This window comes from Paraburkholderia sp. (genome assembly GCF_047605525.1).
Taxonomy (GTDB): domain Bacteria; phylum Pseudomonadota; class Gammaproteobacteria; order Burkholderiales; family Burkholderiaceae; genus Paraburkholderia.
Map to the genome: position 1 here is coordinate 21,414 of NZ_JASGFN010000027.1, position 24,103 is coordinate 45,516.

Below are 24,103 nucleotides of genomic sequence, written 5' to 3' on the forward strand. Positions count from 1 at the left end.
CTTGGTGCTGCGAGCCAAGCTCAAGTAATATCCGGCTACGCTGGCGCAAGCCGGCCCCGAACCTGGAGGAAACATGAAGCAAAACAATCTGTTGCGCGTCGCGCGTAGGACCACGCTCGTCGCCGCCGCAGCGGCATCCCTGATCGGCGCGACCGGCGCGCATGCGCAAGGGATTCCGAACAAGACACTCGTTTACTGCTCAGAAGGCAGTCCAGCGGGTTTCGATCCGGCCCAATACACGACGGGCGTCGACTTCACGGCCAACACGTTCACCGTCTATAACCGCCTCGTCGAATTCGAACGCGGCGGCACGAAAGTCGAGCCGGGCCTCGCGGAGAAGTGGGAGGTCTCGCCGGATGGCAAGACCTACACGTTCCATCTGCGTCACGGCGTGAAGTTCCAGACCACGTCGTTCTTCAAGCCGACCCGCGAATTCAACGCGGACGACGTCGTCTTCACGTTCCAGCGCATGCTGGATCCGAACCAGCCGTTTCGCAAGGCGTATCCGGTGCAGTTCCCGTACTTCACCGACATGGGCCTCGACAAGCTGATTACGAGCGTCGAGAAAGTCGACCCGTACACGGTCAAGTTCACGCTGAAGGAAGTCAACGCGCCGTTCATCCAGAATCTGGCGATGGAATACGCATCGATCCTGTCGGCCGAATACGCGGATCAACTGCTGAAGGCGGGCAAGGCCGCCGACATCAACCAGTTCCCGGTCGGCACCGGCCCGTTCATTTTCCGCAGCTACACGAAGGACGCGACGATCCGCTTCGACGGCAACCCGCAGTACTGGAAGCCGAACGCGGTGAAGATCTCGAAGCTGATCTTCTCGATCACGCCGGATGCCGGCGTGCGCGTTCAGAAGCTCAAGCGCGACGAATGCCAGGTGATGACCTATCCGCGCCCGGCCGATATCGCGCCGCTGAAGGCCGAGCCGAACATCGACATGCCGTCGCAGCCGGGCTTCAACCTCGGCTATCTCGCGTACAACGTGACGCACAAGCCGCTCGACAAGGTCGAAGTGCGTGAAGCGCTCGACATGGCGATCAACAAGAAGGCGATCATCGACTCGGTCTACCAGGGCGCGGGCCAGCTGGCGACGAACCCGATGCCGCCGACGCAGTGGTCGTTCTTCAAGGGCCTGAAAGCCGCGCCTTACGATTCGGCGAAGGCGAAGGATCTGCTCGCGAAGGCGGGCTTTCCGAACGGCTTCGAGATCACGCTGTGGGCGATGCCGGTGCAGCGCGCGTACAACCCGAACGCGCGCCTGATGGCGGAAATGATCCAGGCCGACTGGGCGAAGATCGGCGTGAAGGCGAAGATCGTCACGTACGAGTGGGGCGAGTACATCAAGCGCGCGCACGCGGGCGAGGATGATTCGATGCTGATCGGCTGGACCGGCGACAACGGCGATCCGGACAACTGGCTCGGCACGCTGCTCGGCTGCGAGGCGATCAACGGCAACAACTTCTCGAAGTGGTGCTACAAGCCGTTCGACGATCTGATCCAGAAGGGCCGCACGACCTCCGACGTCGCCGCGCGCACGAAGATCTACGGCGACGCACAGCAGATCTTCGCGCAGCAGCTGCCGTTCTCGCCGATCGCCCACTCGACGGTCTACCAGCCGGTCAGCAAGAAGGTGGTCGACATGCGCATCGAACCGCTCGGCTATGTGCGCTTCGACGGCGTCAGCGTCAAGTAATTCGTAAAGTTCGCGCAGTCCGCCGCAATACAGTACGCCGCAGTACAGTACGCTTTTCGCACGGTTAGAAAACTGGTCGAAATGGTCCGGCGACCGGGGTCACGAGCCCTCGTCGCCGGTTGCGTTTTTTCATCACCAGTACCATAGGGGCGAACATGTTCCGCTTCGTTTTGCGCCGCATCGGCATGGTGATACCGACGTTCATCGGCATCACGATCCTCGCGTTCGCGCTGATCCACCTGATCCCGGGCGACCCCATCGAAGTGATGATGGGCGAGCGCGGCGTCGATCCGGCGATGCATGCCGCCGCGATGCACCGCCTCGGGCTCGACGAGCCGCTGCCGATCCAGTATTTCCACTACATCGGCCGCGCGTTGCACGGCGATCTCGGCACCTCGATCATCACCAATACCAGCGTGATGGGCGAATTCCTCGCACGCTTTCCCGCCACCGTCGAACTGTCGATCTGCGCGATGCTGTTCGCGCTGATCGTCGGTCTGCCCGCGGGCGTGTTCGCGGCGCTGCGGCGCGGCACGGTCGTCGATCACGGCGTGATGGGCACCGCGCTGACCGGCTACTCGATGCCGATCTTCTGGTGGGGCTTGATCCTCATCATGGTGTTTTCGGTCAAGCTCGGCTGGACACCGGTGTCGGGCCGCATCGCGGTCGAATACGACATTCCGCACGTGACCGGCTTCATGCTGATCGACTCGCTGATGTCCACCGACGAAGGTGCGTTCAAGTCGGCGCTGAGCCATCTGATCCTGCCGGCTATCGTGCTCGGCACGATTCCGCTCGCGGTCGTCGCGCGCATGACGCGCTCGTCGATGCTCGAAGTGCTGCGCGAGGACTACATCCGCACCGCGCGAGCGAAGGGCTTGTCGCCGGCGCGCGTGATCGTCGTGCATGCGCTGCGCAATGCGCTGATTCCGGTCGTCACCGTGATCGGCCTGCAGGTCGGCACGCTGCTTGCGGGCGCGGTGTTGACCGAAACGCTGTTCTCGTGGCCGGGCATCGGCAAGTGGCTAATCGACGCGATCGGCCGGCGCGATTATCCGGTCGTGCAGGGTGGCATTCTGCTGATCGCCACGCTGGTGATCGTCGTGAACCTCGTCGTCGATCTGTTGTACGGCGTGTTGAACCCGCGCATCCGCCATACGAGGTAACGCCACCATGGCAGACATACAAAATACAGTCCCCCAATCCGTCACGCCGCCAAGCGGCCGCGCGCTCGCGGCTCGCGAATTCTGGGCGAACTTCTCGCGCAACCGCGGCGCGGTCGGCGCCGGCATCGTCGTGCTGGTGCTGGTCTTCATCGCGATCTTCGCGCCGCTGATCGCGCCGCACAGCCCGATCGAGCAGTACCGCGACTTCGTGAAGATCCCGCCCGCGTGGCTCGACGGCGGCAACTGGAAGTTCATTCTCGGCACCGACGAAGCGGGCCGCGACATCCTCTCGCGTCTGATGTACGGCGCGCGGCTGTCGTTCTGGATCGGCTTCGTGTCGGTCGTGCTCGCGCTGATTCCGGGCATCGTGCTCGGGCTGATCGCCGCGTTCTTCGAGAAATGGGCCGACACGCCGATCATGCGCATCATGGACGTGCTGCTCGCGCTGCCGTCGCTGCTGCTCGCGGTCGCGGTGGTCGCGATCATCGGCCCGGGCCTCATCAACACGATGCTCGCGATCGCGATCGTCGCGCTGCCGGGCTACGTGCGTCTGACGCGCGCGTCCGCGCAGGGCGAACTGCAGAAGGAGTACGTGACGGCTTCGCGCGTGGCGGGCGCGGGCACCTTGCGCCTGATGTTCTCGCAGGTGCTGCCGAACTGCACGGCGCCGTTGATCGTGCAGGCGACGCTCGGTTTTTCATCGGCGATTCTCGATGCGGCCGCGCTCGGCTTTCTCGGTCTCGGCGTGCAGCCGCCGTCGGCGGAGTGGGGCGCGATGCTCGCGTCGGCGCGCGATTACATCGACAGCGCATGGTGGATCGTCACGATGCCGGGCCTGTCCATCCTGATTTCGGTGCTCGCGATCAACCTGCTCGGCGACGGGCTGCGCGACGCGCTCGATCCCAAACTGAAACGGATGGCCTGAACATGAACAATTTATTGACCATCCGTAATCTCGCGGTCAACTTCAGCGGCCTGCCGGCCGTCGACCGTATCAATCTCGACCTCGCGCCGGGCGAAGTGCTCGGCGTGGTCGGTGAATCGGGCTCCGGAAAGAGCGTGACGATGATGGCGCTGATGGGCCTGATCGACGCGCCGGGCAAAGTCAGCGCCGACGAAGTCACGTTCAATGGCAAGAACCTGCTGAACGCCTCCGCGAAGGAACGCCGCAGGATCATCGGCAAGGACATCGCGATGGTGTTCCAGGACGCGCTGACGAGCCTGAATCCGAGCTACACGGTCGGCTATCAGATCAAGGAAGTGCTGAAGTTGCACGAAGGCCTGCGCGGCGGCGCGCTCGACAGACGCGCGCTCGAACTGCTCGACCAGGTCGGCATTCCGGACGCGAAGAACCGCATCGGCGCGTTTCCGCATCAGATGTCGGGCGGCATGAACCAGCGCGTGATGATCGCGATGGCGATCGCCTGCAACCCGAAGCTGCTGATCGCCGACGAGCCGACCACCGCGCTCGACGTGACGATCCAGGCGCAGATCATGGAGCTGCTGATGCGCCTGCAGAAGGAACGCGGCATGGCGCTCGTGCTGATTTCGCACGATCTGGCCGTGGTCTCGGAAGTCGCGCAGCGCGTCGCGGTCATGTACGCTGGCGAGGTGATCGAAACCAACCGCGTGCCCGACATCTTCGCGGCGCCTCATCATCCGTACACGGAAGCGCTGCTCGCCGCGATTCCCGAGCACAACGTGGGCGCGGTGCGGCTCGCGGCGTTGCCGGGCATGGTGCCGGGCCGCGACGACCGGCCCAAAGGGTGCCTGTTCGCGCCGCGCTGCAAGTACGTCGTCGACGACTGCATGAAGGCGCGTCCGGCGCTCGCGCCGCTGCCAGGCCACGCGGAAGTCACGCGCGTGCGCTGCATCAAGCCGCTGAACCCCGGCAAGGACGCCAACGTTCACCCGCAAGGAGGCGCCCGATGAACGCAGTACCCGAAACGCCGCGCCGCTCGGATCACGCGGGCGATTACGTACTGGTCGCCGAGCAGTTGGCGCGCTACTACACGGTCAAGCGCGGCATGTTCGCGCAGGGCACGGTGAAGGCGCTGAACGGCGTGTCGTTCGCGCTCGAGCGCGGCAAGACGCTCGCGGTGGTCGGCGAGTCCGGTTGCGGCAAGTCGACGCTCGCGCGTCAACTGACGATGATCGAAACGCCCAGCGCTGGGCGTCTGCTGATCGATGGCGAGGATGTGGCCGGCGCGAATCACGAGAAGATCGCGGCGCTCCGGCGGCGCGTGCAGATGGTGTTCCAGAACCCGTTCGCGTCGCTCAATCCGCGCAAGACCGTCGAGCAGACGCTCGGCGAGCCGCTCGCGATCAACACGGCGCTGTCCGCCACCGAACGCGCCGAACGGATCGCGCAGATGATGCGCACGGTCGGCCTGCGGCCCGAGCATGCGAAGCGCTATCCGCACATGTTTTCCGGCGGTCAGCGCCAGCGTGTCGCGATCGCGCGCGCGATGATTCTCGATCCGCAGATCGTCGTCGCCGACGAACCGGTGTCCGCGCTCGACGTATCGATCCAGGCGCAGATCCTGAACCTGTTCATGGATCTGCAGGATCAGTTCAAGACCAGCTACGTGTTCATTTCGCACAATTTGTCGGTGGTCGAGCACATCGCCGACGACGTGATGGTCATGTACTTCGGCGGCGTCGCGGAGCTCGGCGACAAGCAGCGCATCTTCTCGAAGCCGCGTCATCCGTACACGCGCGCGCTGATGTCGGCCACGCCATCGATCTTCGAGGCGGACCGCACGATCAAGATCAAGCTGCAAGGCGAGATGCCGTCGCCGCTGAATCCGCCGTCGGGCTGCACGTTCCACCAGCGCTGCCCGTACGTGATCGAACGTTGCCGCGGCGAGGAACCGAAGCTGCGTGAAGTGGATGGCCGTCAGGTCTCGTGTCACCGCGCCGAAGAGGTGGGGGACGTGGATGCCTGATGTGAGGGCGGCGCGTCGTCTTGCGCGCCGCTTGCGTGAGGGCGCCCGCGCGGCCGTGTTCGCGCGGCGCAGAAGCGTGCGTGCGCCGGCAAGCGCCGCGCTCGCCGGCGTATATCGCGTGCTGACTGGCGCGCTGATCGGCATGTTGTTGCCCGGCGTGTTCGCGCTCGGCGTGGACAGCGCTTACGCGGCCGGTGCCGCGGCAAATACGCCGGCCCAGGCGGGCCGGCCGGCCGTCGCGGTACCCGGCGCGCCGCCGCCGTCCGTTGCACCGCCCGCGGCACCGGGCACCACCGCCAGCGGCCCGGTGCGCCAGCAGCCGGCGCGCATGCCGTTCTATGTCGCGACGCGCGGCACCACCACCATCTACGTGCTCGGCACGCTGCACGTCGGCGATCCGGTCGACTATCCCGCCGGACAACCGTTCCGCGCGCCGATTCTCGCCGCGCTGGCCGCCTCGCCGACCCTGGCGCTCGAACTCTCCCCCGACGAACTGCTCGTGTCGCAGGACGACGTATCGAAGTACGGCGTGTGCAAGCACAACTGCCTGCCGGGCCTGTTGCCCGAGCCGCTGTGGCGCAAGCTCGCGCTGCGTCTGCGCGGCAATCCGGCCGCGCTCGACGCGATCAAGAAGATGCGGCCGTGGCTCGCGTCGCTCGTGGTCGAAACCTACGATTCGCTCTCCGCCGGTCTGCAAACCGAATACGGCACCGAAGCGCAATTGCAGAACGTGTATCTGAAGACGCGTGGCAAGATCGTCGGACTCGAAACGCTCGCGCAACAGATGCGTGCGTTCACCGGGCTCTCGGCCGCGCAGCAGCGCGAAATGCTCGCGCAGGATCTGGTGCAGACGCCCGCGCAGAACGTCGAGGACGTGCGCACGCTGCATCGGCTGTGGCGGGTCGGCGATGCGGATGCGATCGCCGCATGGGAGGCCGCGAAATCGGAAAAGCTCGCGCGTGACAAGCGCGTTTCCGCGTCGATCGACAACCGCATCCTCTACGAGCGCAACCGCCGCTTCGTCACGCGGATGCTGCAGTTCGCCGGGCCGAACAAACCGCTGTTCGTCGCGATCGGCGCGCTGCATCTGGGGGGGCCGAAAGGCGTGCTGCAACTGTTGCGGCAGCACGGCTTCGTGGTCGAGCCGGCTTGAGGCCGAAGGTGTCGTGGCGGGATCAGAAGGTCTGCCAGTCGGCGTCGGCGCGCTTCTTCGGGATTTGCGGTGCGCCGGTCCATGACGCGGACGATTCCACGCTGCCCGCCTTGAACGTCGACACGACACTGGCGAGCTTGCCGCCTGCTCTTCCAGCGACTGCGCGGCCGCCGCTGCCTGCTCGACGAGCGCCGCGTTCTGCTGCGTGACTTCGTCCATCTGATTGACAGCCTGATTGACCCGCTCGATGCCGCGGCGCGGCTCTTCCGACGCCGCCGCGATCACGGTGCCGAGCCACGCCGTGACGATCAGCGCCATGAACAGCGGACGGGCCGACGCCGCATCCGCGCTCAACAGCGATAAACCGATGATGCCCGCGAGGCCGGCGAGAAAGGTCAGCGCGGCGCAACTGATATCAGCAGGATTCTGGTCCGGATCGTGAGATGGGACTTCTGCACTTCGTCTCCTTTTATGGGGCTATGCATGATCTGCGTCCTGAAGAAAGGACTTCACACAGGCTCAGCCCTGGAGTACGGCAGATTGGGGGGCTTTCTGAAGGGTGGCGGTGGGGTTTTTTTTGCCAGGTGTCGTCCGGTCGCAGCGCCCCACGAGTTGCGGACGTCGCGAGTGCGGTCGCTAAAAAAAATTTGAGTGATCTTTGTAATTCTCGGAATAGTCCTGTTTGTTTTGCGTCCTCGCGCTGTTAGCTTCGTTCATTCAACTAACAGGAGGAGGACTCGACGATGGCGCAGGATATCTTTATCAAGATCGACGGTATTGATGGTGAATCGCAGGATGCGGCCCATCTCAACGAAATTGATGTAATCGGATGGCGCTGGCAGGTTGCCCAGCAATCGGCAATGCACACCGGCTCAGGGGGCGGCGTCGCAAAAGCGACTGTTTCCGACCTCGAGTTCACTCACCTGATGGACCGGGCAAGTCCGAACCTGGCGAGATACTGCTTCTCCGGCGAGCATATCTCCGAGGCGAAACTCACGATGCGCAAGGCCGGCGGTACTCCCCACGAGTACGCAAGGATCACGATGTACGACGTGATCGTCTCTTATGTCGAGCCTGTTGGCGGTGGCCAGTGTTGCCACGAACAGGTGCGTCTGTCATTTGCAAGAATGAAGCACGAGCACATTTTGCAGAACAGGCTGGGAGGACGCAGCGGCACGGTCACTGCCCTTATCGACGTTCGCGCGAACAGGCAGGATTAGTGAGATGCCAGTGTCCTGTACTTTCACGTTGAATCGGCGCGCAACGTCGATGCTGGTTTGCCCGGGGTTCGGTAGTGTTTTGGCGTTTTCGGGCCATGGGTCGTATATCAATGATCCGGATTCCACGAACGTGGCGGAGGCGGGCGCTATTCCCGAAGGCATGTATTACATCGTCGACCGGGAAAGCGGCGGACATCTTGGCTGGCTCCGGGATGCAATCAAAGACATTGGGGCGAGTACGCATCGAACGGAATGGTTTGCCCTGTATCGCGATGATGGAGGCATTGACGACTGGACGTTCATAGACGGCGTGCGACGCAGCAACTTTCGCTTACATCCTGTCGGACGATCCGGGGAAAGTGACGGTTGTATTACGCTTCCTTCCCGTGAGCAATTCAAGGCATTGCGCTCATACCTGAAAGCACAGCCACCTGCGTTCGTCCCCGGAACGGTGACCCGATACTACGGCACGGTGCAGGTGCAATGAAAAAGGCACTGATTTGCATCGTGCTCGCTCTGCTGATGACACTGCCCGTCGGAGTCGGGATTATGCATATCCCGGGTGTTGCCGAATGGTTTTCGAGCGGCGAGGGTTACGAGTTCTTTGCGCCGCTTTTCGATGCACTAGGCGCGGACGGAAGCGAAAGCCACTCGGACGTCATCTTTGGAACCCTGTACCTGGTCAGTTTCGTCATATCGCTGGCGCTGGCCGTTGCGGGTTGGACGGTTGTTGGCCGTTTGCGTCGTACGTCCCGTAACTGAGTCCCGATGATCGAGACATTGATGACTAGGCGTTACATAGACAGTACGCGACGCAATAACCTTCGCTTACTTCCGCGTTCATCCCGTGAGCAGTTCAAGGCATTGAGCTCATACCTGAGAGCACAGCCACTTGCGTTCGTCCCCGGAACGGTGCCCCGATATCACGGCACGGTGGAGGTGCAATGAAAAAAGTGCTGATTTGCATCCTGCTCGCACTGGTGATGACAGTGCCCGTCACAGTCGGGATCGCACGTTTACCGGGCGTGTATGAATGGCTTGACAGCGGTGCGGGCTATGACTTCCTGAAACCGCTTTTCATAGCACTGGGTTCGAATGGCTGCGAAAGCCACTCGGACATCGTCGTCGGAATTCTGTACCTGGTGGGCTTCATTGTGTCGCTGGTGTTCGCCGTTGCGGCCTGGACGGTTGTTAGCCGCTTACGTCGTACGGACCGCCATTGAATCGCGATGATCGAGCCATTGATGACTGAACGTTCATACATAGACAGTATGCGATGCAATAGCTTTCGCTTGCATCTGTTTTCATCGCGTGAGCAGACCCGATACGGCGGCACTGTGGAGGTGCGATGAAAAAGGCACTGATTTGTATCGTGATCGCACTGGTGATGACACTGCCCGTCGGAGTCGGGATTATGCGCGTCCCGATTGTTGCTAAATGGTTTGCGAGCGATGCAGCCTATGAGTTTCTTTTTATCCCACTTTTCAAGGCACTGGGCTCCCACGGCAGTGAAAGCAGCTCGGACATCATCGTCGGAACGGTGCTCATTGTCAGTTTCGTCGTATCGCTGGCGCTGGCCGTTGCAGGCTGGACGGTTGTTGGCCGTTTGCGTCGTACGTCCCGTAGCTAAGTCCCGATGATCGAGCCATTGATGACTGAACGTTCATACATAGACAGTATGCGATGTAATAGCTTTCGCTTGCATCTGTTTTCATCGCGTGAGCAGACCCGATACGACGGCACGGTGGAGGTGCGATGAAAAAAGCGCTGTTTTGCATCGTGTTCGCACTGGTGATGACACTCCCCGTTGGAGTCGGGATTATGTGCTTGCCCGGTGTTGATGAATGGTTTGCGAGCGGCGAGGGCTATGAGTTCTTTGCCCCGCTTTTCAAGGCACTGGATTCACACGGCAGCGAGACCAACTCGGACATCGTCTTCGGAACGCTGTACCTGGTGAGCTTCGTCCTGTCACTGGTGTTCGCCGTAGCATCCTGGACGATCATCGGCCATTTACGTCGTACACGCAGACGTTAAATCAACATCAATAACTCGCGGGCGGTGAGGCGTCGCCGACGACGGCCGGCGCCTCACCGATAAGGAACACAAAAACGCTACAGAAACATCATGAAATTCAACAGAAAGATATTGATCACCAGCAGCGTCAGCGCGGTCGGAATCTGCGCCTTGATCACCGCATTCTTGTCGGGCAATTCCAGCAGCGCAACCGGCACCATATTGAAATTGGCCGCCATCGGCGTCATCAGCGTGCCGCAGTAGCCGGAGAACATGCCGATCGCGGCCATCACTGCCGGATTGCCGTGAAACACGCCAACGAGGATCGGCACGCCGACGCCGCCCGTCATCACCGGAAACGCGGCAAAGCCGTTGCCCATCACCATCGTGAACAGCGCCATGCCGATGCAGTACACGGCCACCGCGATGAAGCGGTAGTCGAGGCTGATGTACGACGTGGTGACGTGCGCGACCGCCTTGCCGACGCCCGCGTCGGAGAACACGAGGCCGAGCATGCCGAGCATCTGCGGCAGCACCGCTGCCCACGACAGCGCATCGACGAGGCGGCGCGCTTCCTTCATCGACTGGCCGACCGTGTCGCGCGTCATCACGCAGGCGATCGCCAGCGCGATCACGCAGCCGATGCCGAAGCCGATCAGCGTGACGTTGGCCTTCTCGATCAGCGGCACGCCGCCGAACACGAGGTGGCTCGCCGCCAGCGTGACGATCACGGTGACGACCGGAATCGTCAGTGCGGGCACGAACAGCTTGTTGCGCAGCCGCTCGGCGCTCGCCTTGCGCGCTTCGAGCGACAGCGTTTTCGGCTTGCCGGCGGTCACGCCGCCGGAGCCCGCGATCAGCGCCATCAGGATCACCGCGACGCCGACCACCGCGGGCGGCAGGCGGTCGCCGATCAGGAAGATCAGCGCGTAGAGAATCCAGAAGCCGCCCGCGGTCAGGCGGCGCGGATGCTCGCGATCGGCGACGATCATGCCGCCGACGATCAGCAGCACCACGCCGAGCAGCCAGAACAGATAGTTGATCGTGAAGGTCATGCTTCGTCTCCGGTGGCGCGCGGCGCTTGCGACTGGGTGGGCGATGGCGTCGACGCCGACGTCGACGTCTGCGCCGACGCCGCCGCGCTGCCGCCCGGCGCATTGCCGCGCAATTCGCGCTCGAGCTTGCGGTCGAGCAGCCAGAGCCGGAAGCCATGCACGATGAACGCGCCGATCGCGGTCGGAATGCCCCACACCGCGACGTGAATCGGTTCGACGACGATGCCCGCTTCCTTCAGGAAGGTCGTCATCAGCACGATCGCGCCGAACGCGACGAAAACGTCCTCGCCGAAGAAGAGGCCGACGTTGTCGGTCGCCGCCGAGAACGCGCGCAGCCGGAAGCGCACCGCGTCGCCGATCTTGCCGAAGCGGTTTTCGGTTGCGCCTTCGGCCATCGGCGCGATCAGCGGACGCACCATCTGAGGATGGCCGCCCAGCCCGGTCAGGCCGACCGCGGCGGTCAGCTCGCGCACGAGCAGATAGACGATCAGCAGCCGCCCGGCGGTGGCCGCCTTGATGCCGCTGATCCACGCCTGCGCGCGCTCGCGCAGGCCGTGCCGCTCCAGCAGGCCGATCACGGCGAGCGGCAGCAGAATGATCAGCGGGATATTGCGCGTCTTGATGAAGCCGGTACCGATCAGCGCGAGGATTTTTTCAGGCGGGAAGTGCGCGGCGAAACCGGTGACGATCGCGGCGACGGCCACGATCAGCATCGGATTGAACCGCAATAGAAAGCCGGCGATGATGACGGCCACACCGATGAGCGGCCATAAACTGACGGTTGTCTGCATCAGGAGTCTCCAAACAGGGCTTTGACCCGGGGTTCTAACTTCGCCGCGGATGGCGGCTGACGTGAACCGGCGTGGGGTTGGCACGCCGGCTTGCTGCCACGGCTCTGCGGCCGCGCTGGCTGGTACTGCGTCTATCCATGCATGCCTGCAGACCACGGTTTTGCGGCGCAGGCCGCGAAGGGCTTTGCTTGCGGACCGGCTTCGGTTCGACTTGTAACGCTGCTGCTGGCTTGCCGCCCGGCGCGCATGGACGAGCGCCCCGCGCGGCAGCGGGGCGCCGGATCAATCACGCGCGTTCAGGCGAGGCGGCGTGCGCGGTCGGGAGTACCTGGAACATCGCGCGGGCGATGCTCATACTCCACGCTCAAAATTGATTGCTCAAGTTCGGCGCTGAATTCATCGCTCCGATGGACCGTTCAAGCGCACCACTCAAACTCACCGTTCAAGCGCGCGCCGAACTCGCCGCATGCACCTCGATGCCGGCCGCTTCCAGCGCGCCGCGGATGCGTCGCGCGAACGCGAGCGCATGCGGGCCGTCGCCGTGCAGGCAGATGGTCTGCGCGTTCAGCGGCACCCACTGGCCATCGACGGCGCGCACGCGTTGTTCGCGGATCATCGCGAGCGTGCGCTCGAGCACTTCGTCCTCGTCGTCGAGCAGCGCGCCCGGCTCCTTGCGCGGCACGAGCGAGCCGTCGGCGCGATAACCGCGATCGGCGAATACTTCCTCGATCGCGGTCAGGCCGGCGTTGCGCGCGGCGCTCACGAGCCCGCTGCTGGCGAGCGCGAATATCGCCACCGACGGATCGAAGTCGTGCACCGCCGACACGATCGCGTCCGCAATCGCGCTGTCGCGCGCGGCCTGGTTGTACAGCGCGCCGTGCGGCTTCACGTGCGCGATGCGGCCGCCCTCGGCCTGCGCGATCGCCGACAGCGCGCCGAGCTGGTACAGCACGCCCGCGTAGATTTCGGCGGCCGGCAGGTCCATCTCCTTGCGGCCGAAATTGTCCGGATCGTTGAAGCTCGGATGCGCGCCGATCGCGACGCCTTTCTGTACCGCCCAGCGCACGCAGTCGCGCATCGCGTTGGGGCCGCCCGCGTGCCAGCCGCACGCGATATTGGCCGAGCTGACGAGGTCGAGCAGCGCCTCGTCGGAGCCGCAGCCTTCGCCGAGGTCGGCGTTCAGATCGATTTCCATGGAGATTCCTTTTACGGTGTTACTGCGCCGCGATCGCCTGGCGGCGCGCGCAGCGCTCTTCATGCATCGCGATCGCGGCGTCGATCTGCCGCAGATACACGCGTTCTTCCAGCAAAGCCTGGCGCGCCTCGTAAGGCGTCGCCGGGATGAAGCGCACGGCCGCGTTCAGGCGCACCTGCGCGAGCTTCCACAGATCGGCCTGGATGACCGCGCCGATCTTCGGATAGCCGCCGGTGGTCTGCGCGTCGCTCATCAGCACGATCGGCTGGCCGTTCGGCGGCACCTGGATCGTGCCCGGCAATACGGCGTGCGACAGCAGGTCGGCTTGGTGCGTGCGTTGCAGCTCCGTGCCGGCGAGGCGGTAGCCCATCCGGTTGCTGTTCGGCGTGACGAGCCACTCGTCGGACCAGAACGACTGCTGCGCGGCCTCGGTGAAACTGTCGTATTCGGGCCCGCGCAGCACGCGGATCGGCACCGCCCACGGCACGCCCGACGGATGACGGCCGCGCCGCTGCGGCTCGTGAACCAGCACGAACTTGCACCACGCGGGCGCCTTCACGCCGAATTCCGGCGCCTCGGGCGTGAAGCCGGGATGGCCGCGCTGCGGCGGCGCGCCGACCGGCAGGCGGTCGCCATCGACGAGCGCGCGGCCGCCGAGTCCGCCGAAATGGCCGGCGAGGTCGGTGCTGCGCGAACCGAGCAACGGCAGCACATCGATGCCGCCCGCGACGCACACGTAGCCGCGCATGCCGCGCTTCGCCGCGTTCAGCACGAGTTCCTGGCCGGCCTGCACGGGCAGGCTCCACCATGAATAGACCGGCTTGCCGTCGAGCGTCGCGCCGAATTCGGTGCCGGTGATCGCGACGCGCGTCGCGCGCAGAAAGCGCAGCGCGGTCGGGCCGAAGGTGATTTCGAGGCCGGCCGCGTCGGGCCGGTTGCCCACCAGCCGGTTGCCGACTTCGAGCGACAGCCGGTCGAGCGCGCCGCCCATCGCGACGCCGAGATGCCGGTAGCCGTGGCGGCCGAGGTCCTGGATCGTGGTCAGAAGACCCGCGCGGATCACGTCGATCATGCGTGCATCCCCGCGATCGTGAAGCGCACCCGGTCGCCCGGCTGCAGCAGCGTGGGCGGGCGGCGCGCCGGGTCGAAGAGCGGCACCTCGGTGCGGCCGATCAGTTGCCAGCCGCCCGGCGACGCCGCCGGATAGATGCCGGTCTGCTCGCCGCCGATGCCGACCGACCCCGCCGGCACTTCCAGGCGCGGCGACGCGCGGCGCGGCGTGTGCAGCGCGGCTTCGAGTCCGCCCATATACGCGAAGCCCGGCTGGAAGCCGAGGAAGAACACCACGTAGTCACCGCCCGCATGACGCTCGACGACTTCGCGCACGCTGAGCCCCGTGTGCCCGGCGACCGTTTGCAGGTCGGGGCCGAACTTGCCGCCGTACTGCACCGGAATCTCGACGTCGCGGCTGGGCGCGTCCATGCCGGCCGCCGCGTTCCAGGCCGCGAGCAGTTGTCCGGCGAGCGCGTCGGGGTCGGCCTCGAGCGGATCCAGCACGAGCGTCAGATTGTTCATGCCGGGCACGACCTCGAGCACGTGCGGCCAGTCGCGCGCGGCAACGGCCGCGGCCCACACGCGCCGCTGGCATTCCAGCGTGGCGGGCGGCGGCGCTTCGCAGACGAGCGCGGCATCGCCGAGCGGAAAAATGCGGGGTTGGCTCATGGCTGGACGGCCCTGGTCGAGTCGGAAGGGGCACCGGCGGACGGCGTGACGTGTTGGCACATGAGCGGCGGCACGGGGTTGGCGACGATAGGAGAATACATTATCAATAAAATGTCGATGATTTATCAATAAGCGTTTTTGCCGAGTTCATCGGGGACAGACGGCCGTCGTACACTTTCGACACTTTTCCACCCCATTCCCGGAATCCCGTATGGCGCGCCATCCCACCAAGATCGTTTCGTCCGAACATCTCGTCTCCGAGACCAGCGCGGAACTGTCCGAGCTCGAGTACGCGCTGATCATGGCGAGCAATGCGTTCAACCGCTGGATGGTGCGCTGCATGTCGGCGGCCGGCGACAAGGACATGACCGCCATCGAGGTGTCGCTGCTGCACCACGTGAGCCACCGCGAGCGCCGCAAGAAGCTGGCGGATATCTGCTTCGTGCTGAACATCGAGGACACGCACGTCGCGACTTATGCGCTGAAGAAGCTCGTAGCTAGAGGGTATGTAAAAAGCGAAAAGACCGGCAAGGAAGTGTTCTTTTCGGCGACCGAGGCGGGTCGCGAGCTGTGTCTGAAGTATCGCGAGGTGCGCGAGAGCTGTCTGATTACGACGCTCCGGGAAAGCGGGCTGACCAACGAGCAGATCGGCGAGGCCGCGCAGTTGATGCGCAATGCGTCCGGGTTGTACGACACGGCGGCGCGGGCGGCGGCGTCCTTGTGATTGGCGCGATTGTGACGGCGCGATAACACTAGCGAACCGCGGCGCGCGTGACTCACGCCGCCGCGGTTCGCGTTCAGTCCGGCAACGCCGGATGAAAGCCCGCTTCGGTGACGATCAGATCCAGCGCAATGTCGTGCGCCTCGCGCCGCAGCGCCTGCGTGCGGCACGCTTCGTACGCGATACCGACTGTGATCGGCTTTTTCTGAGCTGGCCAGCCGGCCAGCGTGCGGTCGTAGTAGCCGCCGCCGTAGCCGAGGCGATAGCCGTCGTCGTCGAAACCGACGCAGGGCACGAACAGCAGTTCGGGTAGCACGACGCGCCCGGAAGTCGGCTCGGCAATGTCGTGATGACCGGTTTTCATCGGCGTGTCGGGTGTCCACGCGTGAAACTCGAGCGGCGTGCCACGTTCCTTGACGATCGGCAGACTGGCTTCGTGACGCGCATCGGCCGCGAGCCAGATGGCGAGCGCGCCGCGCGCGTCGAACTCACCCGCGAGCGGCCAGTAGAACCCCACGCTGTCCACCGCGTAGTGCTTCAGCGCGTCGAGCACGCGACGCCCGAGCGCGGCATTCTTCGCCGGCTCGGAAGCCGCTTGCAGACGGGCTTCCAGTAGTCTCTGGCGCAACGCCTTTTTCGTTATCGGGACAGGGTTGCATGCTATGCTTGGGTCCAATTTGCGCTCCAGAAACAACGATGTCAAAACGCCTCTTTCGAGTATATCGCGCGGTTGGTATGGCGCTGGCCGCAGCAGCGCTCGTCGCGTGCAGCACCGCCTCGGCCGTCAAGCCTCTTCCCCTCTCGCAACTCACGAACGACGACCAGATCTTCGTCCAGCTTCGCGAAGCCGCGCGCAATAACGACGCGGCGCGCGCGGCCCAGCTCGCGAGCATGATCCCGGACTACCCGGCGCCGTCGTATCTGGAGTATTTCCAGATCAAGCCGCAGTTGTTCGATTCGACCGGCCATGCGCGCGTCGACGCGCCGGACGCGCCGGTGCTCGCGTTCCTGCAGAAGTACGACGGCCAGGCGATCGCCGATCGCCTGCGCAACGACTACCTGACCGTGCTCGGCACGCGCCACGACTGGCGCAACTTCGACCAGCAGTACGCGAAGTTCGTGCTCAACGACGACACCCAGGTCAAGTGCTACGCGCTCGAATCGCGCGCGTCGCGCGGCGAGAACGTCGCGGACGCGGCACGCGCGCTGCTCACCGAGCCGAAATGGTACGGCGACGGCTGCGTCGACCTGATCACGGTGCTCGGCGTGAACCGCCAGTTCAGCACCGACGACATCTGGCAGCAGATCCGCCTCGCGTACGAACAGAACTACACGAACACCGGCAGCAAGCTCGTCGACGCGCTCGGCGACCAGGCGCCGGATCCGGTGCTGTTCGGCCAGGCGGTCAATACGCCGCCGCTGCTGCTCGCGCGCGGCGTCGGCCCCGATCCGCAATCGCATCAACTGGCGCTGCTCGCGATCACGCGCATGGCGCGCAACGATCCGGCGATGGCGGCCGCCACGTTCGCGTCGGTCGCGCCGTCGCTGAATTCGCCCGAGCGCGCGATCGGCTGGGGCACGATCGGCTATCAGGCGGCGGTCAAGCAGGTGCCCGGCGCGGTCGACTGGTTCCGGCTGTCGGCCAACGCGCCGCTGTCGAATCCCGCGTATGAATGGCGCACCCGCAGCGCGCTGCTCGCCGGCGACTGGAACATGGTGCGCTGGTCGATCGAACAGATGCCGGAAGCGCTGCGCAAGCAGCCGTCGTGGGTGTACTGGCATGCGCGCGCGCTGAAGCAGGCCGGCGACACGGCCACGGCCAGCCAGGAATTCGAATCGATCGCGCAGAACTTCAACTTCTACGGCCAGCTCGCCGCGGAAGAACTCGGCCAGAAGATCACCGTGCCGCCGAAAACCACGGTCACCGACGCCGAAGTCCAGCAGGCCGCCAACACGCCCGGTTTCGAGCTCGCGCAGCGTTTCTACGCGCTGAATCTGCGGCTCGAAGGCAATCGCGAATGGAACTGGCCGCTGCGCAACATGACCGACCGGCAACTGCTCGCCGCCGCCGAATACGCGCGCCGCATCCAGCTCTACGACCGCACGGTCAACACCGCGGACCGCACGAAGAGCGAGCATGATTTCTCGTTGCGCTACCTGTCGCCGTTCCGCGATATCGTCGAGCGCGACGCGCAGTCGAGCGGGCTCGATATCGAATGGGCGTATGGGCTGATTCGCCAGGAGTCGCGCTTCATCATCAACGCGCGCTCGGAAGTCGGCGCGGGCGGCCTGATGCAACTGATGCCGGCCACCGCGCAACTGGTCGCGAGGAAGATCGGCCTCGGCCCGGTATCGCGCGAGCAGATGAACGACATCAACACGAATATCCTGCTCGGCACCAACTACCTGGCGATGATCTACAATCAGTTCGACGGGTCCGCCGTGCTGGCCACCGCTGGCTACAACGCAGGTCCGGGCCGTCCGCGCAACTGGCGGCAGTCGTTGCAGCACCCGGTCGAAGGCGCGATCTTCGCCGAGGCGATTCCGTTCCAGGAAACCCGCGACTACGTCAAGAATGTGTTGTCCAACACGGTCTACTACGCGGCATTGTTCGAAGGCCGTCCGCAATCGCTGAAGGCGCGTCTGGGTTACATCGCACCGTAAGCGCGCCGTGCCGCCGTGGCCCCGTCCGGAGCCACGGCGCGCCACGCCAGCCGTTGCCGCGGCTTCCTCAGGGAGTCGAGAATGCGACATCAAGCCATTGCGATCATCGGCGGCTCCGGCTTCATCGGCAGCTACCTCGTCAACGCGCTCGTCGAGCTGGGCAAGGACGTACGCATCGCCACCCGGCGCCGCTACAACGCGCGCCATCTCACCATGCTGCCGATCGACGTGGTCGAAACCGACGTGTTCGATCCGGTCCAGCTCGCGCGTTTCGTCGAAAACGCCGATTGCGTGATCAATCTCGTCGGCATCCTGAACGGCAAACGCGGCAAACCATATGGCGAGGCGTTCGCGCATGCGCATGTCGAACTGCCCACGCGCATCGTCGCCGCGTGCGAAGGCAAGGGCGTGCATCGGCTGATTCATCTGAGCGCGCTCGGTGCCGCGCCGAATGGCCCGAGCATGTACTCGCGCTCGAAGGCCGACGGCGAGAAGGCCGTGCATGCGGCTAGCATCGCGTGGACGATCTTCCGCCCATCCGTCGTGTTCGGCCCCGCGGACGAATTCCTCAACAAGTTCGCGTTCCTGCAGCGCGTGTTTCCGGCGATTCCGCTCGCCATGCCGGATGCGCAGTTCCAGCCGGTCTATGTCGGCGACGTCGCGAAAGCGATCGTCAACGTGCTCGATCTCGACGCCGCGAGCGGCCGCACCTATGAGCTCGGCGGCCCGACCGTCTACACGCTCGAAGACCTCGTCGCGTATTGCGGCGACGTGATCGGCCGGCATGCGCGCATCATCCGTCTGCCCGAGCCGCTTGCGCGCCTGCAGGCACTCAGCTTCGAAATGGCGCCGGGTGAACCGATGATTTCGCGCGACAATCTCGATTCGATGAAGGTGCCCAACGTGCTGAGCGGGCCGCTCGCGCCCGAACTCGGTCTGGAGCCGACCAGCATAGAGGCGATCGCGCCCACGTATCTGACCGGCGCGTCCACGCGTTCGCGCTTCGACACGTTCCGCGCCAGCGCCGGGCGCTGAGGCCTTTTCTTTCTCCCTCTCTTTTCTCTCATACAAAGCATGAAGCTGCTTATTGGTGACAAGAACTACTCGTCATGGTCGATGCGCCCGTGGCTGTTGCTCACGCATTTCGGCATCCCGTTCGAAGAGGTGCTGATCCTGCTGAACGAGCCGGACACCAACGCGTTGGTGCGCGCGCAGGCGCCGCGCGGGCCGGGCAAGGTGCCGTGCCTGATCGACGGCGACGGGCGGGCAATCTGGGACTCGCTCGCGATCGCCGAAACGCTCGCCGAGCGCTTCCCGCAGCATGCGCTGTGGCCGCGCGACGCGGCGGCGCGCGCGCACGCGCGCAGCATCAGCGCCGAGATGCATTCGGGCTTCGGTGAACTGCGCTCGAATATGTGGATGAACATTCGCGCGTCGTTCCCCGGCAAGAACGCGACGCCGGGCGCGCTCGCCGATATCGTGCGGATCGAGGCGATCTGGGGCGACTGCCTCGCAACCTATGGCGGCCCGTTCCTGTTCGGCGAGTTCGGCATTGCCGACGCGATGTACGCGCCCGTTGCGATGCGCTTCAACACATGGAAGCCGGCGTTGTCGGCGACCTCCGCCGCCTATGTCGAGCGGCTTGCCGCATTGCCGGCGGTCAATGCGTGGATCGAAGCCGCGCGCAGGGAAACACACGCGATTGCGTATCAAGACGAATGCCCATGAATATCTATGCAGTAGGCGGGGCAGTCCGCGACGAATTGCTCGGCGTGCCGGTGCAGGACCGCGACTACGTGGTGGTCGGGGCGACGCCCGAGCAGATGGTGGCGCAGGGCTATCGGCCGGTGGGCAAGGACTTTCCGGTGTTCCTGCACCCGCAGACGCACGAGGAATACGCGCTCGCGCGCACCGAGCGCAAGACCGCGGCCGGTTATCACGGCTTCCAGTTTTTCTATGCGCCGGACGTGACGCTCGAGGAAGATCTCGCGCGCCGCGATCTGACGATCAACGCGATGGCGCGCGAGCTGCGCCCGGATGGCGAACTGACGGGGCCGGTCATCGATCCGTTCGATGGCCAGGCCGATCTGCGGGCGCGACTGTTTCGCCACGTCAGCGATGCGTTCCTCGAAGACCCGGTGCGGATTCTGCGCATCGCGCGCTTTGCGGCGCGTTTCGTCGATTTCACGGTCGCGCCGGAGACGATGACGCTGATGCGCAAGATGGTCGCCGATGGCGAAGCCGATGCGCTGGTAGCGGAGCGTGTGTGGCAGGAGGTCTCGCGCGGATTGATGGAAAAGAAGCCGTCGCGGATGTTCGGGGTGCTGCGCGAATGCGGCGCGCTCGCGCGGGTTCTGCCGGAGATCGATGCACTGTTCGGCGTGCCGCAGCGCGCGGACTATCACCCCGAGGTCGATACGGGTGTCCACGTGATGATGGTGCTCGATCATGCGGCGCAGCAGCGCTACACGCTGCCGGTGCGCTTTGCCGCGCTGACCCATGATCTCGGCAAGGCGACCACGCCCGCGGACGTGCTGCCGCGTCACATCGGCCACGAGGGCCGCGGCGTCGATCTGCTGAAACCGCTGTGCGAGCGGCTGCGCGTGCCGAACGAGTGCCGCGACCTCGCGGTGCTGGTCGCGCGCGAGCACGGCAATATTCATCGCGTGATGGAGTTCGGGGCGGCTGCGCTGGTGCGGTTGCTCGAGCGCAGCGACGCGATCAGGAAACCGGCACGGTTCGCCGAGGCGTTGCAGGCGTGCGAATCCGATGCGCGCGGGCGGCTTGGGTTCGAGACCTGCGAGTACCCGCAGGCAGAGCGGCTGAGGGTTGCGCTGGTTGCGGCGCGCGGCGTCGATGCGGGGGCCGTCGCGAAACGGCTTGCGGATACGCCGGCCGGCATCAGGGATGCCGTGCATGAGGAGCGGGTTCGCGCAGTGGAGGCGGCGATCGGTTAACGCCCGCCGCCGACCGCTACAACACCCGCGCCAGCAGCGACAACAGCATCGACAGCACCAGCGTCGACATGAACGGAAACGGATATTCCCGCCCGAACAGCCGCAACGTCACGTCGCCGGGCATCCGTCCGATACCGATCTTCCTGAGCCACGGCCAGCAGGACGACAGCACCGCGACGGCAACGAAGGTGGTCAAAAGCCAACGGATCATCGCGCGTTCCCAGGCCGAGGCAGAGTAACAGTCATAGCGTATGCGAGCGGTCGCCGCTCGAAAATGCCCGCAGCGTATCGTCGAGTCCGCGCGAAAACGCGATCACCTTGAAGAGCTCCCCCATCTCCGCCTCGGACAGCAGCTTCTGTACCGCATTCGCCGCGGGCAGGAAGCGCGCGGTGTCGGCGGGGTCGATTTCGCCGAGCGCGTCGGTGATGCCCGCGTTCAGCAGGAAACGCGCTTGCGACGTGAAGCCGAGCAGATCCGCGCCGGTCTCGACGCCCGCTTCCGCGATGCCGGTGAATTCGACGTGCGCGGTAATGTCCTGCAGACCCGGGTACAGAAACGGATCGCCGTGCGCACGGTGCCGGTAGTGGCACATCAGCGTGCCCTGCGCGCGCTGCCCGTGGTAATACTCGTGACGCGGAAAGCCGTAGTCGATCAGGAAAATCGCGCCGCGCTCGAGCATCGTGCAGACGGTGCGGGTGAAGGCGCGCGCGGCTTCGTGCGTTTCGGTCACGTAGTCTTCGCCGGTGGTGTCGCCGGCGGTGTCGATTTCGGCAAGCAGCGCGAGATCCGCGTCGGCCGGGACCGGCTGGTCTTCGAACGCGAACGCGCACTCGCGCCACACCACGCCGCGCTCGCGCCAGACCCCGCCGCTCCGCGCGAAGAGCCGCACCGGCATCGCATCGAGCACCTCGTTGCCGATCACGACGCCCTCGAAGCGCTCCGGCAGCGCGTCGAGCCAGCGCACTTTCGCGACTAGCGCGGGCGCGGCGGCCGCGATCGTTTCGCGCTGACGCTCGCGCAGCTCGCCGGACAGATCGACGATCGAATAGCTGTCGAATTCGGTGCCGAGCGCGTCGAGCGCATTGACGAGGCCCGCCGCGAGCTTGCCGGTGCCCGCGCCGAATTCCATCACGTCGCGCGTGCCGCTTGCCTGCAACGCTTCGGCGAGCGGACGCGCGAGCGTGGCGGCAAAGAGCGGCGACAATTCCGGCGCGGTGACGAAGTCGCTGCCGTCGTCGCCGCGCAGGCCGAATTTGCGCGCACCGCCGCTGTAATAGCCGAGTCCCGGCGCGTACAGCGCGCGCTCCATATAGCGGTCGAACGGCAGCCAGCCGCCGGCCGCGTCGAGCTGCGCGCGGATCCGCGCGACGAGCGCGTCGGACTGTTCGAGCGCGCTCGGGCCGGGAGCAGGTAAACTATCGGGTTGGTGAGCTTTCAGATTCATCTTCGCATTGTAAATGACCGTCTCCCCGGACACCGCTGCCCGCCCGGCCGAAGCGCCGCCTGAAGTGCCGCCTGCGGCATCCCGCACCGTGCTGGTTACCGGCGGCGCGCGCCGCATCGGGCGTGCGCTCGCGCTCGGCTTCGCCGCGCGCGGTTGGGACGTGGCGGTCCACTACGGCGCGTCGCGCGATGAAGCCGACGAAGTGGTCGCGCAAATCGCCGCCATGGGCCGCCGCGCGGTCGCGCTGCATGCCGAACTCGGCGACGAGGCGCAGGTTGCGCGGCTGCTGCCGGACTGCACCGCCGCGCTGGGCCGGCCGTCGTGCATCGTCAACAACGCGTCGCGCTTCGAGGAAGACACGCCGCGCGACGTCGGCTACGAGCTGCTGCTGAAGCTGACCGCGATGAACGTCGGCGCGCCGCTGGTGCTCGCGCGCATGCTGTTCGAGGCGACGCCCGATGCCGCGTCGAGCGACGAAAGCCAGCGCGGCGTCGTCATCAACGTACTGGATCAGAAGCTGTACAACATGAACCCGGACTATCTGTCGTACACGCTGTCGAAGGCGGCGCTGCAAACCGCGACGGTCGCGCTCGCCCAGGCGCTCGCGCCGAAGGTCCGGGTGGTCGGGCTCGCGCCCGGCCTGACGATGCAATCGGGCGACCAGACCCAGGACGGGTTCGAGGCCGCTCACCGTATGACACCGCTTGGCCGTGCGTCGCGGCCCGAGGATATCGTCGCCGCCGCGCTGTATCTCGCGGATGCAGCCGGCGTCACCGGAACGACGCTGGTGGTCGACGGCGGGCAGCATCTCGTGCCGCTGCCGCGCGACGTGATGTTTTTGACGGGCGCCTGACACGCGCGCGTGGCTTGCCTGCCTCGCCGAGGCGGCCGCCGCGCACGGTAAAGCGCCCCTTTGCGTGCCCCGCACGCTTTTTTGACTGGAACGAACATGTTTGCCGCTCTTTCGCATCCCCGGCTCGCCGATTGCCGCCGGCTCTTTCTGCGCAATTACGAAGTGCACATCAATATCGGCGTGCACGACTTCGAAAAGCGCGGCGAGCAGCGCGTCGTGATCAACGTCGAACTGTTCGTGCCGCTCGCGATGTCCACGCCGGTGCACGACAAGCTGAACGAAGTCGTCGACTACGACTTCATGCGCTCGACGATCGCGCAGCGCGTCGCGCAAGGCCATATCCATCTGCAGGAAACGCTGTGCGACGACCTCGTGCGCACGATGCTCGAGCATCCGCAGGTGCGCGCCGCGCGCGTGTCGACCGAGAAGCCGGATGTGTATCCGGACTGCGACGCGGTCGGTGTCGAAGTGTTCCGCGTCAAGGAGGATTGAGCG

27 protein-coding genes are annotated in these 24,103 nt (G+C 65.1%); 19 read left to right on the plus strand and 8 right to left on the minus strand.

The annotated features are described in order from the left end of the window. The first annotated feature begins 73 nt into the window (after positions 1-73). The 12 genes from QM685_RS30165 to QM685_RS30220 all read left to right on the plus strand — a co-directional run bounded on the left by QM685_RS30165 (position 74) and on the right by QM685_RS30220 (position 10,226). Positions 74-1,705 (plus strand): ABC transporter substrate-binding protein, encoded by a 1,632-nt coding sequence (locus QM685_RS30165; protein ID WP_415122343.1) that lies wholly within the window; start codon positions 74-76, stop codon positions 1,703-1,705. Positions 1,706-1,860: 155 nt separating this feature from the next. After that, a complete protein-coding gene (locus QM685_RS30170; protein WP_415122345.1) occupies positions 1,861-2,871 on the plus strand; it encodes an ABC transporter permease subunit in 1,011 nt (336 codons plus the stop codon). 7 nt (positions 2,872-2,878) lie between these two features. Then, positions 2,879-3,796 carry an ABC transporter permease subunit gene (locus QM685_RS30175; protein WP_415122347.1) on the plus strand — a complete coding sequence of 306 codons (918 nt, stop codon included), beginning with the start codon at positions 2,879-2,881 and terminating at the stop codon, positions 3,794-3,796. Between the two features lie 2 nt (positions 3,797-3,798). Continuing rightward, the gene (locus QM685_RS30180; protein ID WP_415122349.1) at positions 3,799-4,803 is read left to right on the plus strand and encodes an ABC transporter ATP-binding protein; all 1,005 of its coding nucleotides are present in this window, start codon (positions 3,799-3,801) and stop codon (positions 4,801-4,803) included. Then, positions 4,800-5,819 (plus strand): peptide ABC transporter ATP-binding protein, encoded by a 1,020-nt coding sequence (locus QM685_RS30185; protein ID WP_415122351.1) that lies wholly within the window; start codon positions 4,800-4,802, stop codon positions 5,817-5,819. The genes QM685_RS30180 and QM685_RS30185 overlap by 4 nt, the downstream gene beginning before the upstream one ends. Then, positions 5,812-6,972, plus strand: a complete 1,161-nt coding sequence (locus QM685_RS30190; protein ID WP_415122353.1) for a TraB/GumN family protein — start codon at positions 5,812-5,814, stop codon at positions 6,970-6,972. Before QM685_RS30185 ends, QM685_RS30190 begins: the two co-directional genes overlap by 8 nt. A gap of 743 nt (positions 6,973-7,715) precedes the next feature. Then, positions 7,716-8,192 (plus strand): Hcp family type VI secretion system effector, encoded by a 477-nt coding sequence (locus QM685_RS30195; RefSeq protein WP_415122355.1) that lies wholly within the window; start codon positions 7,716-7,718, stop codon positions 8,190-8,192. Positions 8,193-8,196: 4 nt separating this feature from the next. Further along, the gene (locus tag QM685_RS30200; protein ID WP_415122357.1) at positions 8,197-8,679 is read left to right on the plus strand and encodes a DUF2778 domain-containing protein; all 483 of its coding nucleotides are present in this window, start codon (positions 8,197-8,199) and stop codon (positions 8,677-8,679) included. Beyond that, positions 8,676-8,954 carry a hypothetical protein gene (locus QM685_RS30205; RefSeq protein WP_415122359.1) on the plus strand — a complete coding sequence of 93 codons (279 nt, stop codon included), beginning with the start codon at positions 8,676-8,678 and terminating at the stop codon, positions 8,952-8,954. The genes QM685_RS30200 and QM685_RS30205 overlap by 4 nt, the downstream gene beginning before the upstream one ends. Positions 8,955-9,136: 182 nt before the next feature. Further along, on the plus strand, positions 9,137-9,415 hold the full coding sequence (locus tag QM685_RS30210; protein WP_415122361.1) for a hypothetical protein: 279 nt from the start codon (positions 9,137-9,139) through the stop codon (positions 9,413-9,415). 125 nt (positions 9,416-9,540) lie between these two features. After that, entirely contained in the window at positions 9,541-9,822 is a 282-nt protein-coding gene (locus QM685_RS30215) for a hypothetical protein (protein WP_415122363.1), read from the plus strand. 125 nt (positions 9,823-9,947) lie between these two features. Beyond that, the gene (locus QM685_RS30220; protein WP_415122365.1) at positions 9,948-10,226 is read left to right on the plus strand and encodes a hypothetical protein; all 279 of its coding nucleotides are present in this window, start codon (positions 9,948-9,950) and stop codon (positions 10,224-10,226) included. 77 nt (positions 10,227-10,303) lie between these two features. On the opposite strand, the gene QM685_RS30225 is transcribed toward QM685_RS30220, so the two are convergent. The 5 genes from QM685_RS30225 to pxpB form a co-directional block, all read right to left on the minus strand. Continuing rightward, positions 10,304-11,260 carry a DUF979 domain-containing protein gene (locus QM685_RS30225; protein WP_415122367.1) on the minus strand — a complete coding sequence of 319 codons (957 nt, stop codon included), beginning with the start codon at positions 11,258-11,260 and terminating at the stop codon, positions 10,304-10,306. Beyond that, on the minus strand, positions 11,257-12,051 hold the full coding sequence (locus QM685_RS30230) for a DUF969 domain-containing protein (protein WP_415122369.1): 795 nt from the start codon (positions 12,049-12,051) through the stop codon (positions 11,257-11,259). The genes QM685_RS30225 and QM685_RS30230 overlap by 4 nt, the downstream gene beginning before the upstream one ends. Positions 12,052-12,493: 442 nt before the next feature. Further along, positions 12,494-13,246: a 5-oxoprolinase subunit PxpA gene (gene pxpA / locus QM685_RS30235; protein ID WP_415122371.1), complete on the minus strand. Its 753-nt coding sequence runs from the start codon at positions 13,244-13,246 to the stop codon at positions 12,494-12,496. A 19-nt stretch (positions 13,247-13,265) separates the two neighbouring features. After that, positions 13,266-14,318, minus strand: coding sequence for a biotin-dependent carboxyltransferase family protein (locus tag QM685_RS30240; RefSeq protein ID WP_415122373.1), 1,053 nt, complete (start codon positions 14,316-14,318; stop codon positions 13,266-13,268). Beyond that, positions 14,315-14,968 carry a 5-oxoprolinase subunit PxpB gene (gene pxpB / locus QM685_RS30245; protein WP_415122375.1) on the minus strand — a complete coding sequence of 218 codons (654 nt, stop codon included), beginning with the start codon at positions 14,966-14,968 and terminating at the stop codon, positions 14,315-14,317. The genes QM685_RS30240 and pxpB overlap by 4 nt, the downstream gene beginning before the upstream one ends. Positions 14,969-15,179: 211 nt before the next feature. Here pxpB and QM685_RS30250 point away from each other — a divergent pair, with 211 nt between their 5' ends. Then, positions 15,180-15,692: a winged helix DNA-binding protein gene (locus QM685_RS30250; protein WP_415122377.1), complete on the plus strand. Its 513-nt coding sequence runs from the start codon at positions 15,180-15,182 to the stop codon at positions 15,690-15,692. A 73-nt stretch (positions 15,693-15,765) separates the two neighbouring features. On the opposite strand, the gene QM685_RS30255 is transcribed toward QM685_RS30250, so the two are convergent. Further along, the gene (locus QM685_RS30255) at positions 15,766-16,365 is read right to left on the minus strand and encodes a 5-formyltetrahydrofolate cyclo-ligase (protein ID WP_415122379.1); all 600 of its coding nucleotides are present in this window, start codon (positions 16,363-16,365) and stop codon (positions 15,766-15,768) included. A 20-nt stretch (positions 16,366-16,385) separates the two neighbouring features. Here QM685_RS30255 and QM685_RS30260 point away from each other — a divergent pair, with 20 nt between their 5' ends. The 4 genes from QM685_RS30260 (at position 16,386) to QM685_RS30275 (ending at position 21,310) form a co-directional block, all read left to right on the plus strand. Next, a complete protein-coding gene (locus QM685_RS30260) occupies positions 16,386-18,353 on the plus strand; it encodes a transglycosylase SLT domain-containing protein (RefSeq protein WP_415122381.1) in 1,968 nt (655 codons plus the stop codon). An 81-nt stretch (positions 18,354-18,434) separates the two neighbouring features. Then, positions 18,435-19,388, plus strand: coding sequence for a complex I NDUFA9 subunit family protein (locus tag QM685_RS30265; protein WP_415122383.1), 954 nt, complete (start codon positions 18,435-18,437; stop codon positions 19,386-19,388). A 39-nt stretch (positions 19,389-19,427) separates the two neighbouring features. After that, positions 19,428-20,081: a glutathione S-transferase family protein gene (locus QM685_RS30270; protein ID WP_415122385.1), complete on the plus strand. Its 654-nt coding sequence runs from the start codon at positions 19,428-19,430 to the stop codon at positions 20,079-20,081. Further along, a complete protein-coding gene (locus QM685_RS30275; protein ID WP_415122387.1) occupies positions 20,078-21,310 on the plus strand; it encodes a multifunctional CCA addition/repair protein in 1,233 nt (410 codons plus the stop codon). The genes QM685_RS30270 and QM685_RS30275 overlap by 4 nt, the downstream gene beginning before the upstream one ends. 16 nt (positions 21,311-21,326) lie before the next feature. Here QM685_RS30275 and QM685_RS30280 read toward each other — a convergent pair whose 3' ends face one another. Both QM685_RS30280 and QM685_RS30285 read right to left on the minus strand, forming a co-directional pair. Next, on the minus strand, positions 21,327-21,521 hold the full coding sequence (locus QM685_RS30280) for a DUF2905 domain-containing protein (RefSeq protein WP_415122389.1): 195 nt from the start codon (positions 21,519-21,521) through the stop codon (positions 21,327-21,329). 31 nt (positions 21,522-21,552) lie between these two features. Continuing rightward, on the minus strand, positions 21,553-22,755 hold the full coding sequence (locus QM685_RS30285; RefSeq protein WP_415122391.1) for a class I SAM-dependent methyltransferase: 1,203 nt from the start codon (positions 22,753-22,755) through the stop codon (positions 21,553-21,555). Positions 22,756-22,768: 13 nt separating this feature from the next. Here QM685_RS30285 and QM685_RS30290 point away from each other — a divergent pair, with 13 nt between their 5' ends. Together QM685_RS30290 and QM685_RS30295 are read left to right on the plus strand one after the other, a co-directional pair. Then, positions 22,769-23,608 (plus strand): SDR family oxidoreductase, encoded by an 840-nt coding sequence (locus QM685_RS30290; RefSeq protein ID WP_415122393.1) that lies wholly within the window; start codon positions 22,769-22,771, stop codon positions 23,606-23,608. 96 nt (positions 23,609-23,704) lie between these two features. Then, the gene (locus QM685_RS30295) at positions 23,705-24,100 is read left to right on the plus strand and encodes a dihydroneopterin aldolase (RefSeq protein ID WP_415122395.1); all 396 of its coding nucleotides are present in this window, start codon (positions 23,705-23,707) and stop codon (positions 24,098-24,100) included. The last annotated feature ends 3 nt before the right edge of the window (positions 24,101-24,103 follow it).

Excerpts from the sequence above, each read along its gene's own strand:
- QM685_RS30165 (WP_415122343.1), top strand. The coding sequence starts at position 74 with ATGAAGCAAAACAATCTGTTGCGCGTCGCGCGTAGGACCACGCTCGTC.
- QM685_RS30170 (WP_415122345.1), top strand. The coding sequence starts at position 1,861 with ATGTTCCGCTTCGTTTTGCGCCGCATCGGCATGGTGATACCGACGTTC.
- QM685_RS30175 (WP_415122347.1), top strand. The coding sequence starts at position 2,879 with ATGGCAGACATACAAAATACAGTCCCCCAATCCGTCACGCCGCCAAGC.
- QM685_RS30180 (WP_415122349.1), top strand. The coding sequence starts at position 3,799 with ATGAACAATTTATTGACCATCCGTAATCTCGCGGTCAACTTCAGCGGC.
- QM685_RS30185 (WP_415122351.1), top strand. The coding sequence starts at position 4,800 with ATGAACGCAGTACCCGAAACGCCGCGCCGCTCGGATCACGCGGGCGAT.
- QM685_RS30190 (WP_415122353.1), top strand. The coding sequence starts at position 5,812 with ATGCCTGATGTGAGGGCGGCGCGTCGTCTTGCGCGCCGCTTGCGTGAG.
- QM685_RS30195 (WP_415122355.1), top strand. The coding sequence starts at position 7,716 with ATGGCGCAGGATATCTTTATCAAGATCGACGGTATTGATGGTGAATCG.
- QM685_RS30200 (WP_415122357.1), top strand. The coding sequence starts at position 8,197 with ATGCCAGTGTCCTGTACTTTCACGTTGAATCGGCGCGCAACGTCGATG.
- QM685_RS30205 (WP_415122359.1), top strand. The coding sequence starts at position 8,676 with ATGAAAAAGGCACTGATTTGCATCGTGCTCGCTCTGCTGATGACACTG.
- QM685_RS30210 (WP_415122361.1), top strand. The coding sequence starts at position 9,137 with ATGAAAAAAGTGCTGATTTGCATCCTGCTCGCACTGGTGATGACAGTG.
- QM685_RS30215 (WP_415122363.1), top strand. The coding sequence starts at position 9,541 with ATGAAAAAGGCACTGATTTGTATCGTGATCGCACTGGTGATGACACTG.
- QM685_RS30220 (WP_415122365.1), top strand. The coding sequence starts at position 9,948 with ATGAAAAAAGCGCTGTTTTGCATCGTGTTCGCACTGGTGATGACACTC.
- QM685_RS30225 (WP_415122367.1), bottom strand. The coding sequence starts at position 11,260 with ATGACCTTCACGATCAACTATCTGTTCTGGCTGCTCGGCGTGGTGCTG.
- QM685_RS30230 (WP_415122369.1), bottom strand. The coding sequence starts at position 12,051 with ATGCAGACAACCGTCAGTTTATGGCCGCTCATCGGTGTGGCCGTCATC.
- pxpA (WP_415122371.1), bottom strand. The coding sequence starts at position 13,246 with ATGGAAATCGATCTGAACGCCGACCTCGGCGAAGGCTGCGGCTCCGAC.
- QM685_RS30240 (WP_415122373.1), bottom strand. The coding sequence starts at position 14,318 with ATGATCGACGTGATCCGCGCGGGTCTTCTGACCACGATCCAGGACCTC.
- pxpB (WP_415122375.1), bottom strand. The coding sequence starts at position 14,968 with ATGAGCCAACCCCGCATTTTTCCGCTCGGCGATGCCGCGCTCGTCTGC.
- QM685_RS30250 (WP_415122377.1), top strand. The coding sequence starts at position 15,180 with ATGGCGCGCCATCCCACCAAGATCGTTTCGTCCGAACATCTCGTCTCC.
- QM685_RS30260 (WP_415122381.1), top strand. The coding sequence starts at position 16,386 with ATGTCAAAACGCCTCTTTCGAGTATATCGCGCGGTTGGTATGGCGCTG.
- QM685_RS30265 (WP_415122383.1), top strand. The coding sequence starts at position 18,435 with ATGCGACATCAAGCCATTGCGATCATCGGCGGCTCCGGCTTCATCGGC.
- QM685_RS30270 (WP_415122385.1), top strand. The coding sequence starts at position 19,428 with ATGAAGCTGCTTATTGGTGACAAGAACTACTCGTCATGGTCGATGCGC.
- QM685_RS30275 (WP_415122387.1), top strand. The coding sequence starts at position 20,078 with ATGAATATCTATGCAGTAGGCGGGGCAGTCCGCGACGAATTGCTCGGC.
- QM685_RS30280 (WP_415122389.1), bottom strand. The coding sequence starts at position 21,521 with ATGATCCGTTGGCTTTTGACCACCTTCGTTGCCGTCGCGGTGCTGTCG.
- QM685_RS30285 (WP_415122391.1), bottom strand. The coding sequence starts at position 22,755 with ATGAATCTGAAAGCTCACCAACCCGATAGTTTACCTGCTCCCGGCCCG.
- QM685_RS30290 (WP_415122393.1), top strand. The coding sequence starts at position 22,769 with ATGACCGTCTCCCCGGACACCGCTGCCCGCCCGGCCGAAGCGCCGCCT.
- QM685_RS30295 (WP_415122395.1), top strand. The coding sequence starts at position 23,705 with ATGTTTGCCGCTCTTTCGCATCCCCGGCTCGCCGATTGCCGCCGGCTC.